At 70.9% G+C, this 14828-nt stretch carries 14 protein-coding genes, 1 tRNA gene and 1 pseudogene; 9 read left to right on the forward strand and 7 right to left on the reverse strand.

Features of this window, described 5'->3' with window-relative positions:
- Positions 1-787: 787 nt before the first annotated feature.
- Genes ACZ3OF_RS01995 through ACZ3OF_RS02015 form a run of 5 tightly spaced genes read left to right on the forward strand, consistent with a single transcriptional unit; the run spans position 788 to position 4651 of the window.
- Positions 788-2668 (forward strand): sensor histidine kinase, encoded by a 1881-nt coding sequence (locus ACZ3OF_RS01995; RefSeq protein WP_467302138.1) that lies wholly within the window; start codon positions 788-790, stop codon positions 2666-2668.
- Between the two features lie 7 nt (positions 2669-2675).
- The gene (locus ACZ3OF_RS02000) at positions 2676-3110 is read left to right on the forward strand and encodes a roadblock/LC7 domain-containing protein (protein ID WP_260226892.1); all 435 of its coding nucleotides are present in this window, start codon (positions 2676-2678) and stop codon (positions 3108-3110) included.
- 2 nt (positions 3111-3112) lie between these two features.
- Positions 3113-3484 (forward strand): DUF742 domain-containing protein, encoded by a 372-nt coding sequence (locus tag ACZ3OF_RS02005; protein WP_361594916.1) that lies wholly within the window; start codon positions 3113-3115, stop codon positions 3482-3484.
- Positions 3462-4085: a GTP-binding protein gene (locus ACZ3OF_RS02010; protein ID WP_361666781.1), complete on the forward strand. Its 624-nt coding sequence runs from the start codon at positions 3462-3464 to the stop codon at positions 4083-4085. The genes ACZ3OF_RS02005 and ACZ3OF_RS02010 overlap by 23 nt, the downstream gene beginning before the upstream one ends.
- Positions 4082-4651 carry a GAF domain-containing protein gene (locus ACZ3OF_RS02015; RefSeq protein ID WP_361594920.1) on the forward strand — a complete coding sequence of 190 codons (570 nt, stop codon included), beginning with the start codon at positions 4082-4084 and terminating at the stop codon, positions 4649-4651. Before ACZ3OF_RS02010 ends, ACZ3OF_RS02015 begins: the two co-directional genes overlap by 4 nt.
- Before the next feature lie 130 nt (positions 4652-4781).
- Here ACZ3OF_RS02015 and ACZ3OF_RS02020 read toward each other — a convergent pair whose 3' ends face one another.
- On the reverse strand, positions 4782-5981 hold the full coding sequence (locus tag ACZ3OF_RS02020) for an acyl-CoA dehydrogenase family protein (protein ID WP_467302143.1): 1200 nt from the start codon (positions 5979-5981) through the stop codon (positions 4782-4784).
- 509 nt (positions 5982-6490) lie between these two features.
- On the opposite strand from ACZ3OF_RS02020, the gene ACZ3OF_RS02025 reads away from it, so the two are divergent.
- On the forward strand, positions 6491-6862 hold the full coding sequence (locus ACZ3OF_RS02025) for an MmcQ/YjbR family DNA-binding protein (protein WP_361666779.1): 372 nt from the start codon (positions 6491-6493) through the stop codon (positions 6860-6862).
- Position 6863: 1 nt separating this feature from the next.
- Here ACZ3OF_RS02025 and ACZ3OF_RS02030 read toward each other — a convergent pair whose 3' ends face one another.
- Entirely contained in the window at positions 6864-7757 is an 894-nt protein-coding gene (locus tag ACZ3OF_RS02030) for a transketolase family protein (RefSeq protein ID WP_361666778.1), read from the reverse strand.
- A 22-nt stretch (positions 7758-7779) separates the two neighbouring features.
- Positions 7780-8478 (reverse strand): transketolase, encoded by a 699-nt coding sequence (locus ACZ3OF_RS02035; RefSeq protein WP_361666776.1) that lies wholly within the window; start codon positions 8476-8478, stop codon positions 7780-7782.
- Between the two features lie 127 nt (positions 8479-8605).
- On the opposite strand from ACZ3OF_RS02035, the gene ACZ3OF_RS02040 reads away from it, so the two are divergent.
- Positions 8606-8679: transfer RNA gene (locus tag ACZ3OF_RS02040), tRNA-Pro, on the forward strand.
- Between the two features lie 131 nt (positions 8680-8810).
- Here ACZ3OF_RS02040 and ACZ3OF_RS02045 read toward each other — a convergent pair.
- Positions 8811-11387, reverse strand: a complete 2577-nt coding sequence (locus ACZ3OF_RS02045; protein WP_467302146.1) for a SpoIIE family protein phosphatase — start codon at positions 11385-11387, stop codon at positions 8811-8813.
- 420 nt (positions 11388-11807) lie between these two features.
- On the opposite strand from ACZ3OF_RS02045, the gene ACZ3OF_RS02050 reads away from it, so the two are divergent.
- Complete coding sequence (locus tag ACZ3OF_RS02050; protein ID WP_361666773.1) at positions 11808-12266, forward strand: RICIN domain-containing protein; 459 nt, start codon at positions 11808-11810, stop codon at positions 12264-12266.
- A 104-nt stretch (positions 12267-12370) separates the two neighbouring features.
- Here the strand turns inward: ACZ3OF_RS02050 and ACZ3OF_RS02055 are convergent, their stop codons facing one another.
- The gene (locus ACZ3OF_RS02055) at positions 12371-12805 is read right to left on the reverse strand and encodes a VOC family protein (RefSeq protein ID WP_467302149.1); all 435 of its coding nucleotides are present in this window, start codon (positions 12803-12805) and stop codon (positions 12371-12373) included.
- Positions 12806-12853: 48 nt separating this feature from the next.
- Complete coding sequence (locus ACZ3OF_RS02060) at positions 12854-13105, reverse strand: TetR family transcriptional regulator C-terminal domain-containing protein (RefSeq protein ID WP_467302805.1); 252 nt, start codon at positions 13103-13105, stop codon at positions 12854-12856.
- Between ACZ3OF_RS02060 and ACZ3OF_RS02065 the strand changes: the two are divergent.
- Positions 13043-13383, forward strand: a pseudogene (locus tag ACZ3OF_RS02065) (LysR family transcriptional regulator); the annotation flags it as partial. The gene ACZ3OF_RS02060 and the pseudogene ACZ3OF_RS02065 sit on opposite strands and share 63 nt — an antisense overlap.
- Positions 13384-13387: 4 nt before the next feature.
- On the opposite strand, the gene ACZ3OF_RS02070 reads toward ACZ3OF_RS02065, so the two are convergent.
- Complete coding sequence (locus tag ACZ3OF_RS02070; protein WP_361666769.1) at positions 13388-14794, reverse strand: M1 family metallopeptidase; 1407 nt, start codon at positions 14792-14794, stop codon at positions 13388-13390.
- Positions 14795-14828: the final 34 nt, after the last annotated feature.

Raw genomic sequence — 14828 nt, forward strand, 5'->3', positions numbered from 1 at the left:
GTCGCTCGACGCCTCGCCGCTTCCACGCGGGCGCGCACGGCGTGGCGCTGCTGAGGAGACGCTGCCGGCGTTCCGTCCCTTCCGCGCTGGCCCGCAAGACAAGACGCCGCCCAGCCGCCGACGCGTACGCGTCCTGCCGCTTCCACGCTGCCGCGGGGTCCCGCGCCTCTCAGACGCTGACGAGCCCCACCTTCCGCCGCCATCCCGCCGACGCCCGCCACCGGCTCACCCTCGCTCCGTGCGCGCACCTCCCCTCGGACGGCGTCGAACGTCTCACCAAGCCCGCCTCCTGCGCCCGTCCGGCGGGCGCCTCGGCATCGCCGCCCGCCGGAGGGGCGGCGACAGAGGCGAACGCCGTTCGCACGCACGGCGGCGATGCGAACGCGAATGCGGAAAGTGGCGGATCGCCCCGTGCCGCGGAGCGAGGGTCGCCCGGCGTGGTCCGCGCGCGGGCGCGCTCCGGCCCGCTCGGCGGACCGCGCGGGCAGATTCCGGTCACGGCCGGAATTCACCGAGGGTGGCGGCGCGAACACGCCTCCGCCCGCCCCCTGCCTGCTCCGTTCCCCCGCCCCCGCGCCCCTTCGTCGAGTTCCGGCCATGTTCTCGGCCTGTCGTGCGAAGAGCGATAGCAGAGTGGGCCCCCTCTACGGGTAACTTTGCCAACTGCGCACCGCACATGAACGGTTGACATCTAGAGTGGGTGGTTGGTGATCATCGGTAGGCTCATTCGACCCACGTAGTGCACCCCCGTAGTACGCCGACTTCTGGGCACGTACCAAGGACACTCATGTCGCAACTTCGCGCACCCGCCGCGCGGTCCGAACGCCGCGAAGGCGGACGGCACGGCCGGTCAGGCGCTCGTTCCGCTTCCGGCGCCGGGGCTCCCAACCCCGCGCGGCAATCCGCGCCGCTCCCGACGGAAGCCCGCATACGCTCCCAACTCCTGCGCACCTCCGTACTTCCCGCCGTCGCGGTCGCACTCGGCGGCGCGGCCGCCGTCATCTTCACCATCCGCTCCACCGGAGCCGGCCCGACCCCCGGTCTCTGGGCCGCGCTGACCGGCGCGGCGGCCCTCACCGTCGCCTCCGTGACCGCCGCCGCGCTCGGCGCCGACCGGGCGGCCAAGTCCGTACTCGACCGCTGCAACGCCCTGCGCCGGGCCAGCGCCCGCGGCCAGAGCGAGCTGCGTACGGTCGTCGAGCAGTTACGTCGCGGCGAGGGCGCCCCCGCTCGCCCGGCCACTCCGCCCGCCCCCGCGACCGGCGACGAGTTCGACCTGCTCGCCCAGGAGCTCTCCCGCTCCCACGAGGCCGCCGTGGCCGCCGTGGTGCAGGCCTCCCGGCTCTCCACCAGCGCCGGCAACGAACAGAAGGTCGAGGTCTTCGTCAACCTCGCCCGGCGCCTGCAGTCCCTCGTGCACCGCGAGATCCAGCTCCTGGACGAGCTGGAGAACGAGGTCGAGGACCCGGAGCTGCTCAAGGGCCTGTTCCACGTCGACCACCTGGCCACCCGTATCCGCCGCCACGCGGAGAACCTCGCGGTGCTCGGCGGCGCAATCTCCCGCCGCCAGTGGTCGAACCCGGTCACCATGACCGAGGTGCTGCGCTCCTCGATCGCCGAGGTCGAGCAGTACCCGCGCGTGAAGCTGGTGCCGCCGATCGACGGCACGCTGCGGGGCCATGCCGTGGCCGACGTCATCCACCTCCTGGCCGAACTCGTCGAGAACGCCACGCTGTTCTCCGCACCGCACACCACGGTGCTGCTGCGCGCCCAGTACGTCACCGCCGGCCTCGCCATCGAGGTCGAGGACCGCGGCCTGGGCATGCCGGTCACCGAGCAGAACAAGATGAACGCGCTCCTCGCCGACCCCGATCAGGTGAACGTGGCCCACCTGCTCCAGGACGGCCGTATCGGGCTCTTCGTCGTCTCCGCGCTCGCCCGGCGCCACGGCATCGCGGTACGCCTCCAGTCCAACATCTACGGTGGCGTCCAGGCCGTTCTCGTACTGCCGCAGGGCCTCCTCGGCGCCGACCCCGAGGGTCTCGCGCGCAGCGAGGGCCAGACGGCCGCCGTGGCGGCCGCCCCGTCGCCCGCCCAGGCGCCCACGGTGCGGCAGGTCCCCCAGCGGGCACCCCAGGTGCCGGCCCGGCCGGCCCACGCGGCACCCGCACCTGCCCCCGTGCCCGGCCACGTACCGGCGTCGCCGGCGACCGCACCCGTACAAGCACCCGCGCACAGCCCCGCACAGCCTCCCGCGCACAGCCCCGCACCGCCTCCCGTGCACACGGCACAGCCTCCGGTGCGTACGCCCGGACAGTCACTCCCGCACATGCCCGTACGCACCCTGGCGCACGCTCCGGAACCCGCGGCCGCCGAACCGCCGTACCTGCCCCCGACGTACACCCCCGCCGCGTCCGCCATGCCGTTCCAGCAGGCGGAGACCGCCGAGCACGCGCAGTCGACGGGCCGCCCCCTGCTCCCCAAGCGGCGCGCCCAGGAGCACCTGGTCCCGCAGCTGCGGGACGAGCCCGCGGTCCGCAAGCCCGAGGAGCACACCCTGCACGACCCGGGTCTGATGGCCGCCTTCCAGCGCGGTATCGGACTCGCCGAATCCCAGCCCGCCCCCCACCAAGAACCGCTGCGTCCCGGTGACGCGCACAAGGAGTAGATTCACCATGGCGAGCAATGTGCCGAACGGCCATTCCTCGGATCTCGACTGGCTGCTGAGCGGTCTGGTCCAGCGGGTCCCGTACACCCGGAACGCGGTACTGCTCTCCTCCGACGGCCTCGTCAAGTCGGTCCACGGCCTCGACACCGACGCCGCCGACCACATGGCCGCGCTGGCGTCCGGGCTGTACTCGCTCGGCCGCAGCGCCGGCGCGCGGTTCGGCGACGGTGGCGAGGTGCGGCAGGTGGTCGTCGAGCTGGACTCCACGCTGCTGTTCGTCTCCACCGCGGGTTCGGGCACGTGTCTGGCCGTCCTCGCCGGGCGGGAGGCGGACGCCGCCGTCCTCGGATACGAGATGGCGATGCTCGTCAAGAGCGTGCGGCCGTATCTCGTCACTCCCGCCAGGCAAGCGGCGGGTGCGGCGGGCCGCGCGGGACAGTGAGCGTGGTGTCCTCCCAGGAGGGGCCCTGGCTCGACGACGCGGCGGGCCGGCTGATCCGTCCGTACACCGTGATCGGTGGCCGGACCCAGCCCACCACCGCACTGGACCTCCTCTCCATGGTGATGGCGACGGGCTCCTCCCCTCAGCCCCACATGGGTCCCGAACACAGCCTGGCCCTCGGGTTGTGCGGCGGGCCCACCTCGGTGGCGGAGATCGCGGCGCACCTACGGCTGCCGGCCGTCGTCACCAAGGTCCTGCTCTCCGATCTCGTGGACTGCGGGGCGCTGACCGCCCGCGCGCCCCGCTTCCACGCCAATCCAACCGACCGTTCCTTGCTGGAGGCAGTGCTCGATGGCCTACGACAACGGCTCTGAGCGCCACGAGAGTTTCGCGACCGACCCGTTCCCCACCGCCCTCAAGATCCTGGTGGCGGGCGGCTTCGGCGTCGGCAAGACGACCTTCGTGGGCGCGGTCAGCGAGATCGAACCGCTGAGCACCGAAGAGCTGCTGACCCAGGTCAGCGCCGCCACCGACAGCCTGGAGGGCGTGGAGTCCAAGACCACGACCACGGTCGCGATGGACTTCGGCCGCATCACGCTCGACGACCGGAACGTGCTGTACCTGTTCGGCACCCCCGGTCAGGAACGCTTCTGGTTCATGTGGGACGAGCTCTCCGAGGGCGCCCTGGGGGCGGTCGTCCTCGCCGACACCCGCCGCCTGCAGGACTGCTTCTCCGCCGTCGACTTCTTCGAGCGGCGGGGCATCGGATTCGTCGTGGCGGTCAACGAGTTCGACGGCGCGTTCCGCTACGAGCCCGACGAGGTGCGGGCGGCGCTCGACCTCGATCCCGAGGTGCCGGTCGTGCTCTGCGACGCCCGGATCTCCAGCGCCGGCATCCGTACCCTCCTCACCCTCGTCCAGCATCTGCTGACCACCATCCCGGCCCCCGTGCCGAGCTACGGAGCACCGTCATGACCTACGACCCGACCGGTCATCTGCTGCTGACCCCCGTCGACCAGGAAGCGCCCGCCCGTGTGCGCCGCCTGCGCGAGCTGGGCATCGGGGAACGGCCGGAGCAGGCGTTCGACGAGTTCGCCCACCGGCTCGCGGAGGTGACCGGCGCCCCGTACTCGATGGTCAACTTCATCGACGAGAACCGGCAGTTCTTCGCCGGGCTGCACACCCCGGCAGGCACCCACACGGGCAGCGACCTGGGCGCCGCCGCGGCCGGTGGCGACGTCGGCCGGTACATGGCCCGTGACCACGGCTACTGCCCGCACGTGGTGGTGCGCCGCAAGGCACTCGTCCTGGAGGACGTCTGCGACTACCCGCGGTTCGCCGGGAACCCGGTCGTGGACGAGATCGGCATCCGCTCGTACATGGGCGCGCCGCTGATCGACCGTACGGGGATAGCGCTGGGCACGATCTGCGTGGTCGACACGGACGTACGGCCGTGGGGCCGCGCCGGTCTGGAGACGATCAAGTCGCTCGCGGCGGAGCTGGTGGAGCAGATCCACCGCCGCGAGGAAGGGCTGATCTGACCCGTTCCGAGGGGACGCCGGGCTCCGACGTGATGCCCGGCTCCCACGGAACTCCCGCTCCGGCGAGGCTGAACGGGTGCGCCCCGGGACGACTCAGAGGTCGTGCCGGGGCGCTGCTGCGTGTACACCCTCAGGCATGCACGGGCTCCAGCCTGAGGAGGTCCGCCAGCTTCTCGGACCAACTGCCCTTGTCCTGCCCGAGTGCCACCTCGGCCAGACGGAGCAGCTGGATGTCGGAGGTGCCGGCCGGGGCGAAGATGTGGTGCGCGTCGCGGAGGTAGCGCTCGATCGGACGGTCGGTGAAGAGGCCGGCGGCCGCGTGGATCTCCATCGCGGTGCGGCCGGAGTCGATCGCGGCCTCCACGTTGACCAGCTTGGCGTTCATCAACTCGGCGTCGCAGGAGAGGCCTTGGTCGAGGAGATGCACGGCGTGGTACGCGGCGAGGCGGGCCGTCATCAGCCGGGACTGCATCTGGCCGAGCTTCAGTTTGACCGTGGGCAGGTGGTGCAGGGGCTTGCCGTAGCGGTGGCGCTCCGCGCAGAAGCGGGTCGTCTCCTCCAGGATCGCCTGGTGGATGCCGAGCGAGACGGCGGCGAGGTTGGCCCTGCCGTAGAGCACGCTGGAGGAGTACGCGACGGCCAGGCCGTCGCCCTCGTCACCGAGCCGGTTGGCCGCCGGCACCCGGCAGTTCTCGAAGATGAGCTCGCCGAAACTGAAGCCGTGCAGGCCCATGGCCTCCTGCTGGGGGCCGATCCGGAAGCCGGGGCGGTCGGATTCGACCAGGAAGGCCGTCAGGCCCTTCGACCCGGAGCCGGTCCTGACCACGACGCCGTGGAGATCACCGACATGGCTGTTGCCGACGAAAACCTTGCTGCCGTTGAGGAGGTAGTCGTCGCCGTCACGGACGGCATCGGCCGTCATGCCGAGGACATGCCCGCCCGACTCGGCTTCGGTGACCGCGATGGTCGGGAGGCATTCGCCGGCGGCGATGGCGGGAAGCCAGGTCTTGCGCTGCTCGTCGCTGCCGAAGTGGACGATCTTGGCGGTGCCTAGCTGGGAGGCCTGGACCATGGCGCCCATCGCGCCGCTGACCCGTGAGAGTTCCTCGATGATAATGGTCTTGGCCAGGTGGCCGGCGCCCATTCCGCCGTATTCCTGACTGATCGTGGCGCCCAGCCATCCTTGATCGCAGATGAGCCGGGACAATTCGTGGTGCACCGAGCGTGAGGATTCCATTTCGGCTATTCGCGGGCGGACCTCTCGCTCGGCGAAGTCCCGGACGGTTTCCCTGAGCTGATGATGGAGTCGGCTGCCGAAGTAGCTGTCCATACGAGTCCCTCCTCTGCGAAGCCTGCTCGTTCGGTTGTTCGAGCAGGTGGTGCATCGGCAGTGGCCCCGTCCCGAACAGGCCGACACTCCATGGTGTTGATCTTTCTCGGGCGGATCAATATCGCCACCGAGTTTGTCCGAAACCCGGGTGGTTGACGTTTGTATCTGACCGTGTTTCGGGGGGAGTTGGCCTGTTCGGGAGGGTCGTCAGGGCATTCCGCTTGGGCATCTTTCTGCCACATGCCAAAGGCAAACAATGGGTGGTCATATGGCGGTCATATGGCGGTGAGGCGGGTCGGATCACCTCATGTGCCACCTGTTCACCATGGGAGCGCCCTCATGAACGGAAAGCCGATTTCGGACGAAGTGGAAATCTAGGTTCCGGGCGCGTCAAGGGGCGTGCGGGGCGTGCGCACCGGCGTGTACGCCGGGATGGCGTGCCAGGGGGCGCCCCGTGGCGTCACCGCTGCCCGGCTGTCGGAGTCAGTGGTGGGTCGTACGGTCGACGTATGGCCACTGCCGACGATGTTCGCCGTATCGCGCTCTCGCTGCCCGGGGCGGTCGAGAAGCTCGCCTGGGGCATGCCCACCTTCCGTGCGGGCCCGGGCGGCAAGATCTTCGCCTCGCTGGACGACGACGACCAGGCGATAGGGGTGAAATGCCCCAAGGAGGAACGGGCGGAGCTCCTCGCGTCCGAGCCCGCCAAGTTCTTCGTCCGGGAGGGTCACGACGACGGCTACGCCTGGGTACGTGTCCGGATCGGTGCCCTTGACGGCGAGGAGGAGCTCCGCGCCATCCTGGCCGATTCCTGGCGTCAGGTGGCTCCGCGCCGCCTCCGGGACCAGTACCCGGAGGTGGGCGCGCCCCCGGAGCAGGGCTGAGTCAGCGGCCGAGGAAGCCTGTGACGCGCTCGCGCAGTCCGGCCGGGTCGAGACCGTGCCCCGCCAGATGCTCGTCGATCGTCCCGTACCTGCGCAGCTCCCGGCGGGCGACACCGAGCCCGAGGACGCGGTGGGGGAGTGCGGCGAGGGCGTCGTTGGCGGCGGCGGTCGACGTGCCTGCGAGGTACGGCTCGACCAGGACGACGTCCGGGCGGGCCGCGCCGACCGCGTGGCGCAGGGTCTCGGAGTCGAAGGGGCGGACCGTGGTGGCGTGGAGGACGGTCACGTCCAGTCCCTCGGTCGCCGCGAGGACGTTGTCCAGCATGGGCCCGACGGCGACGACGACCCCGGCGCGCCCCTCGCGGACGGTGCTGAAGCCGGGCGTGACCGGGCGGGGTGAGGCGTTGGACTGCAACGAGAGCCGGACGTAGACGAGCTCGTCGCCCTCGACGGCCTGGCGCAGCAGCGTCTCCGCCTCGTCCGGATGGCCGGGGACGTGGACCGTCCAGCCGTCGAGGGTGTCGAGCAGGGCCACGTCGCCGGGTGCCATATGGGTGAGGCCGCCGGCCGGCCAGTCGTACGACGCGCCGGCGCTCACCAGGACGCCGCCCACTCCCTGGTGGCCGAAGTCCAGCTTGAGCTGCTCGAAGGGCCGCTCGACCAGGAAGCTCGCGAAGGTGTGCAGCACCGGCCGCATCCCGGTCAGCGCCAGCCCGCCGCCCGCGCCGATCAGCAGCTGCTCCCGGATGCCGACGTTGATCACGCGGTCCGGATGGCGGCGCTCCGCCGGCCGGAACCCGTCCATGCTGATCTCGGCGAGCACGAGCGCGAGGCGCGGGTCCTCGTCGAGCAGCCGGCTGGTGGTCGAGATGAAGCGGTCACGCATCGTGTCCATGGTGTGGCTCTCCTGGAAGCGGTCAGGCGTTCTTGGGCTCGACGCGGGCGACGACGGCGCGCGGCCGTCCCGGGTGGGGTGCGGTGAAGGCGGCGTACAGCGCCTCGTGATCCCGCCCGTCGACGGTCTCGGCGGACCACCCGGCGGCCTCGAACCGCGAGGCGATCCCTCCGGGCCAGCCGTAGGTGGCGGAGCTGTTGTCGATCACCAGCGTGTGCAGCTGCTCCAGGCCGGCGGGCCCCGCGAAGGCGATGGCCTCGTGATTGCTGCCCTCGTCCAGCTCGGCGTCGCCGATGAGCACCCACACGCGGGAGTCCGTGAGCCCCTGCGCCCGCAGCCCGAGCGCGCTCCCGACGGCGAGCGGCAACCCGTGCCCCAGCGATCCGCTGCCGATCTCGGCGCCCGGCACGAGGGTCCGGTCGGGGTGATGCCCGAGGGGTGAGTCGTACGAGCCGAAGCCGGTGAGCCACGCTTCGGGGAAGAACCCCTTGGCGGCGAGCACGGCGTAGTACGCCATCGGCCCGTGCCCCTTCGACAGCAGGAACCGATCCCGGTCGGCGCGGTCGACACTCGCGGGCGAGACGCGGAGCACGCGGTCGTAGAGGACCCAGAGGGCGTCGAGGGTGGAGGTGGCGGCGGGCGAGTGCTTCTCGTCGCCGGTCATGAGGCCCATGAGGCCGTGGAGCCGGTCGATGTCCGGCTCGATGTCCGTGTTCGTCATGGCCCCCACGGTGCAACCTCAAGCTGGGTCGAGGTCAACCACGTAAAGCGGTTCGTGACCACCCGGCGAAGTGCGGTATTGTTCTCATGCGCGTTCGGCCGGGGGAAACCCCAGGTCAGACGGGCATCGGGACGTGGCGCAGCTTGGTAGCGCACTTGACTGGGGGTCAAGGGGTCGCAGGTTCAAATCCTGTCGTCCCGACTTTTCGAAGTCGGATTTCAAGGGGCCGTTTCAGAGCAATCTGAAACGGCCCCTTGGACATTCCCCGGGACCCTTCGGGGACCCGTGCACTCAACCGGTCTGAGCGCACCTCGACCCGGGACGACTGCGGTCTAGGAGAGGGCACTGCCTGCGGCGGGCAGGACCTGTTCGGCCCAGATGACCTTGCCCTCCGGTGTGTACCGGGTGCCCCAGTGCTCGCTGAGCTGGGCCACCAGGAACAGTCCGCGGCCTCCCTCGTCCGTGGTGGCGGCGTAGCGCAGATGCGGGGCGGTACTGCTGCCGTCCCACACCTCGCAGGTCAGAGCGCGATCGCGCAACAGACGAACGCGAACTGGCGCCGCGGCGTAGCGTATGGCGTTGGTGATGAGCTCGCTGAGGATCAGTTCTGTGGTGAAGGCGAGTTCCTGCAGGCCCCACTCCTCGAGTTGCTCGGCCGCGAGGCCGCGGATGGCGCCGACCTCGCTCGGGTCGAACGGTACGTCCCACTCCGCGACCCGGCCGGGGCCCAGAGTCCGTGTCCGGGCGATGAGCAGCGCGATGTCGTCGGCCGGCCGGCCGGGGAGCAGGGCGTCGAGTACGGCGCGGCGGCTGGCTTGCGGGTCTCGGTCGGGGTGGCTCAGTGCCGTGCGCAGCATTTCCAAGCCCTCTGCAATGTCCCGGCTCCGCTCCTCGACCAGCCCGTCGGTGTACAGGACGAGCTGACTGCCTTCCGCCAGGTGCAGTTCCATGGTCTCGAACGGCATGCCTCCCAGCCCCAGCGGGGGGCCGGCCGGCAGTTCCGAGATCGTCGTCGTGCCGTCCGGGGCGACCACAAGCGGTGGCATGTGTCCTGCCCGCGCCATGGTGCAGTTCTGGGAGACGGGGTCGTAGACGGCGTACAGGCAGGTCGCGCCCAGGACACCGCCGTCCGAGGGCGCGCTGTCGCCTTCCTGGTCCATGCGCTGGACGAGGTTGTCGAGACGGGCGAGGAGTTCGTCGGGCGGCAGATCCAAGGAGGAGAAGTTGTGCACGGCCGTGCGCAGCCGTCCCATGGTGGCCGCGGCGTGCAGGCCGTGCCCGACGACGTCTCCGACGACGAGCCCGACGCGGCTGCCCGACAGCGGGATCACGTCGAACCAGTCCCCGCCCACTCCGGACTGGGCGGGCTGGTAGAAGTGCGCGACGTCCACCGCGCTCTGCTCGGGCAGATCCTGCGGCAGCAGGCTGCGCTGGAGCGTCACGGCGAGATTGTGTTCGCGGGTGTAGCGGCGTGCGTTGTCCATGGTGACCGCGGCGCGGCCGACAAGCTCCTCGGCCAGGGACAGGTCGTCCTCGTCGAACGGTTCCGGCTTCTGCGACCGCCAGAAGTTGACCACCCCGAGCACGACGCCCCTGGCCTTCAGCGGAGCCGCGATGAGCGAGTGGATCCCGTAGTCGACGATCGCCGATGCCCGCGGCGCGTCCTGGGCGTGCCAGCCCGGCGCGTCATGGAGATCGGGCACGAGTTCGGCTGTGCCCGTGCCGTATCCGCGGGCCTGCGGCGTGGACGGCAGGAATTCGATCAGGCTACCGAGCGGATACAGCGGGTGATCGGAGCGGATGCCGCTGACCGCCGTGCGCCGCATGTCGGCGCCTGGGCCGGGCTCGTCGCCCTTCAGTACCGGGTCGGCCAGATCGACCGTGACGAAGTCCGCGAACTGGGGAACGGCGACGTCGGCCAGTTCCTTGGCGGTGCGGACCACGTCGAGGGTGGTGCCGATGTCACCCCCGGCGTCGTACAGCAGCTTGAGCCGCTTGCGGGCCGTCTCCACCCGGCTGCTCAGGAGCTGCATCTCGGTGGAGTCGCGGATGGTGACCGCCGAGCCCTGCGGGCGCGTGGGCCGCTGATTGACCACGAGCAGCCGGTCCCCGGCCTCCAGCACCTCGTCGGTGGCCACCCGGCCGGACAGCAGCAGTTCCGCCATTCGGCGGTCCATGCCGACCTTGTCGACGGGGCGTCCTTCGGCGTCGTCCGGCAGGCCGAGCAGCCGTCCGGCCTCGTCGTTCGCCAGGAGTAGCCGTCCTTCGCCGTCGGTGATCAGCACCCCTTCGCGGACGGAGTGGAGCACCGCGTCGTGGTGCTCGTACATGCGGGTCATCTCCTGCGTGCCGAGCCCGTGGGTCTGGCGGCGCAGTCTTCGGCTGATCAGCGCCGTGCCGACGGTGGCCAGAGCCAGACCGATGGCGATGGCCAGGAGGATGACCGGAAGCTGACGGTCGGCGACGCCGGTCACGCTCTCCACCGTCAGACCTGCCGAGACCAGGGCGACAACCTCACCCTGGGGCGAGGTGACCGGGACGATCGCCTGGATCTCCTTGCCGAGCGGCCCCTCCACGCTCTCGGTGTGCACCTGGCCGGCGAGAGAGGGCTCGATCGTGCCGACGAACCGCTCGCCGATGCGGTCGGGCTGGGGGTGGCTGTAACGGATGCCGTTCGTGTCCATCACCACGATGAAGTCCACGCCTGCGTCCTTGCGTGTCTCCTCGGCGAGGGGCTGCAGGATCGCGGACGGGTCCGGCGCCCTCAGCGCTTCCTGCAGGCCCAGGGAGTTCGCGAAGGTCTGAGCCACGGAAACCGACCGGTTGCGCGCTTCACGGTCGATGTCGTACCGCGACTGCAGCACCAGGGCCAGCAGGGCCCCGGCGGCGAGCAGCACCACGATCGCCACCTGGAGGACGAAGACCTGTCCGGCGACGCTTCCGAATCTTCTGCCTAGGTTCGACCACACCGGTACGCCGGGCACGAGAGACGAGACGGGCTCACAACCCCAGTTGTAGCACCTCCCCGTGGCCAGGGCTCCCGGCGTTCACGGTACGCATCAGGGCCACGACACAACGTTCCACCGCTGCGGGTCAGGGGGATGGGCGTTGAACCATGATCGGGGAGACGAGGGCGTCCAGGTCGAGGTGCTCGCTCCCCTGGGGGTCGAGGGGCACAGGTTCAAATATGCCGTCCCGGCCCGTAGGCGCTCACGCATCGGCATGCTGATCATGGCTATTCGGGCCAGACCGAAGCAGATTGACGCCTCGTCACCGGGGAATCGAGACTCCTGCTGTCCGAACCCCTTCCCGAGGATGGCGAGAGATACGTGATCAAGCAGGTCTCCGGTCGAACAGCCGTACGGCTGGCCGTCGCGGCTTCGGCCCTCGTTCTGGGCGTCGCCACGGCGTCGCCGGCCCAGGCGGCGGCGAAGGTCGCGGCGTCCAGTGACGTGGTGCACAGCCAGTCCGGCAAGTGCCTCGACGGCAGTCTCAGCCAGGGCGTCCGCCTCGTCACCTGCGACGGCGGCGCATACCAGAGGTGGACCTACAGCGGGGATTCTCTGGTGCACGCCCAGTCCGGCAGGTGCCTGGACGCCAGCGTGTCCCAGGGTGTCCGCCTGATCGTCTGTGACGGCGGCTCCTACCAGAAGTGGGACACGAACATCGACGGGGAGCTGAGGCACCGCCAGTCGGGCCGGTGCCTCGATGGCAGCGTCTCCCAGGGTGTCCGCATCCTGGCCTGCAACGGCACTTCCTACCAGTGGTGGTACGGCGAGATCAGCTGACCCGCGGCGAGGGCCGGTCGGGCAGCGCCGTCCCGGGGGCGCCTCGCGCGCCCGGAACGGCCTCGTCAGATGCCGCCAACGGGCACCGGGACTCCCGTACGCCCTTACGGGGAGCCGAAGTCCGGGATGGTCAGTGAGCCGTCTTCGGCCAGGGGGAAGCCCGGGTTGTGGGCGATCTCCCACAGATGGCCGTCGGGGTCGGCGAAGCACCCCGCGTAGCCGCCGTACGTCGTCGTCCCGGCCGGCTTCGTGATGGTGCCACCGGCCTGCTGGGCCGCGGCCAGGAGCGTGTCCACGTCCTTCGGCGCGCGCGTGTTGTGCGCCAGGACGATGCCGCCGAAGCCCGTCCCCCGACCGTTGTCGAGGCCGCAGTCGCGTGCGAGCCTGTCGCGGCTCCACAGGACGAGCCCGAAGCCACCGGCCTGGAAGAATACGGTCTCCTCGACCTCTTGTCCCCGCCAGCCAAGGCTCTCGTAGAAAGCCCGGGAACGTCCGAGATCGGCGACGCCCAGGGTGATCAGACTGACGCGTTGCTCCATGATCGGAAGCTAGCACGCGGTCCAGCGGACTCCCGCGAACCCTGCGTGCTAGGACGTGCCGAAGATCAGCTCGAGCTGGGCGTCCAGGGTGGCGACGGCCTCCGCCTCGCTGAACTGGCGCGAGAGCAGTTGCAGGCCGAGGCCGTCGACGAGTGCGAGCAGGGCGGTCGCCGCCCGTTCGGGGGAGCTGCCCCCGGCCCCGGCCGCCCGGATCCGGTCCGCCAGGAACGTGCGCAGGACGCCGTGCCCTCCTGGACCTCGGCCGACGGCGTCGTCCGCCTCCCCGCCACCCCGCTCCAGCCGATCGCGTCGGCGGACGTGGCCGCCACCCTCGACGACGTCGCCACGGCGCCGCTCAACGGGACGCTCGACGTCACCGCGCGCGGCCAGGGTGCTCCCGCTCGACGAGATCGGCCGGATCACCCTGGCCGCGCGCGGTGACGACAGCCACGTCGTCACCGACGACCGGGCGGGCATGTTCGCCGCCGTCCACGGCGACGTCCTCACCGCCGGTGCGGGGTGCCCGCCTGGCCCCCACGCACTACCGCGACTGGCTGACCACAACCCTCGCGCGCTGAGCCGCTACGCGGAGGCTCTGCCCCGGCCCGTCGAACCGCCGTTCGTCGGCGGGTACGCGGGGCGCTCCGGTATCGACGGGGAGCCATGGGGGGAGGGCAGGGGCGGGAGGGCCGGTTCGTGCAGCCAGGCAGTGAGCAGGTCGTCCACCGGCTCGTCCGCGTAGCGGGCCACGTGCGCCGTGAAGGACGCGGTCGTCACCACGCCGTTGCGGTGCACGGTGGCCCAGTCGCGCAGCATCCGGAAGAAGGCACCGTCGCCCAGGGCGCAGCGGATCGCGTGCACGGTGAGACCCCCGCGCTCGTACAGGCGGTCGTCGAACATCAGCTTGCGTCCGGGGTCGGCGAGCTTCAGGTCCTGCGGCAGCGCGGTCAGCATCCGGTGGGCGACGCCCGCAAGGTCGTGGGCCGTACGGCCGCCGGAGCGCTCCGACCAGAGCCACTCGGCGTACTTCGCCAGACCCTCGTTCAGCCAGATGTGCCGCCAGTCGGCGATGGTCACGCTGTTGCCGAACCACTGGTGCGCCAGCTCGTGGGCGACGAGGCGCTCGGAACCGCGCGCGCCGTCGACGTGGTTGGCCCCGAAGAGGGAGAGGCCCTGGGCCTCCACGGGGACGTCCAGTTCCTCGTCGGCGACGACCACCGCGTACTCGCCGAACGGGTAGGGACCGAACAGCTCCTCGAACAGCTGCATCATGGCGGGCTGCCGTGCGAAGTCACGCGAGAAGCGCGGCAGGAGGTGTGCCGGCACATGGGCGCTCTGCGGCACCCCGCCGAGCCCCGGGTCCCCGAGCAGCACCGTCTGGTACATGCCGATGGAGAGACCGACCAGATAGCTGGAGGTGGGCGCGGGCTGCTCGTACACCCACGTGGTCGTGCTGGCCCTGGTCGTACGGGTGAGCAGCCGGCCGCCCGCCACCACGGTGTACGCGGAGGGCGTGTTGACCGAGATCTGGTACGAGGCCTTGTCGGCGGGCCGGTCGTTGCACGGGTACCAGGAGGGCGCGCCGACGGGCTGGCTGGCCACCAGCGCACCGTCGGTCAGCTCCTCCCAGCCGAGCCCGCCCCACGGGCTGCGGACCGGCTTCGGATTGCCCGCGTAGTGCACCTCCACGGTGAAGGCGGCACCGGCGGGCAGCGGCTTGGCGGGCCGGACCCGGAGCTTGCCGCCGCGGTGGGTGTAGTGCGGCGCCCGGCCGTTCACGAGGATCCGGCCGACCTTGAACTCGGACAGGTTCAGAAGGAACTCGGTGAGCGGGGCCCGTCCCACTATGGCGCTGAGCCGGGCCGTCCCGGCGAGCCGGTTGGGGCCGGGACGGTACTCCAGGGCGAGTTCGTACCGATGTACGCGGTAGCGGGAGTCGCCGTGCTCGGGAAAGTACGGGTCCGATGCCGATGTCCGCTCGCCGCTCACTGCCGCTCCCGCTCCCTGCCCTGTGCTGTGCCGT

The sequence above is a fragment of the Streptomyces sp. NPDC022552 genome (assembly GCF_055561875.1).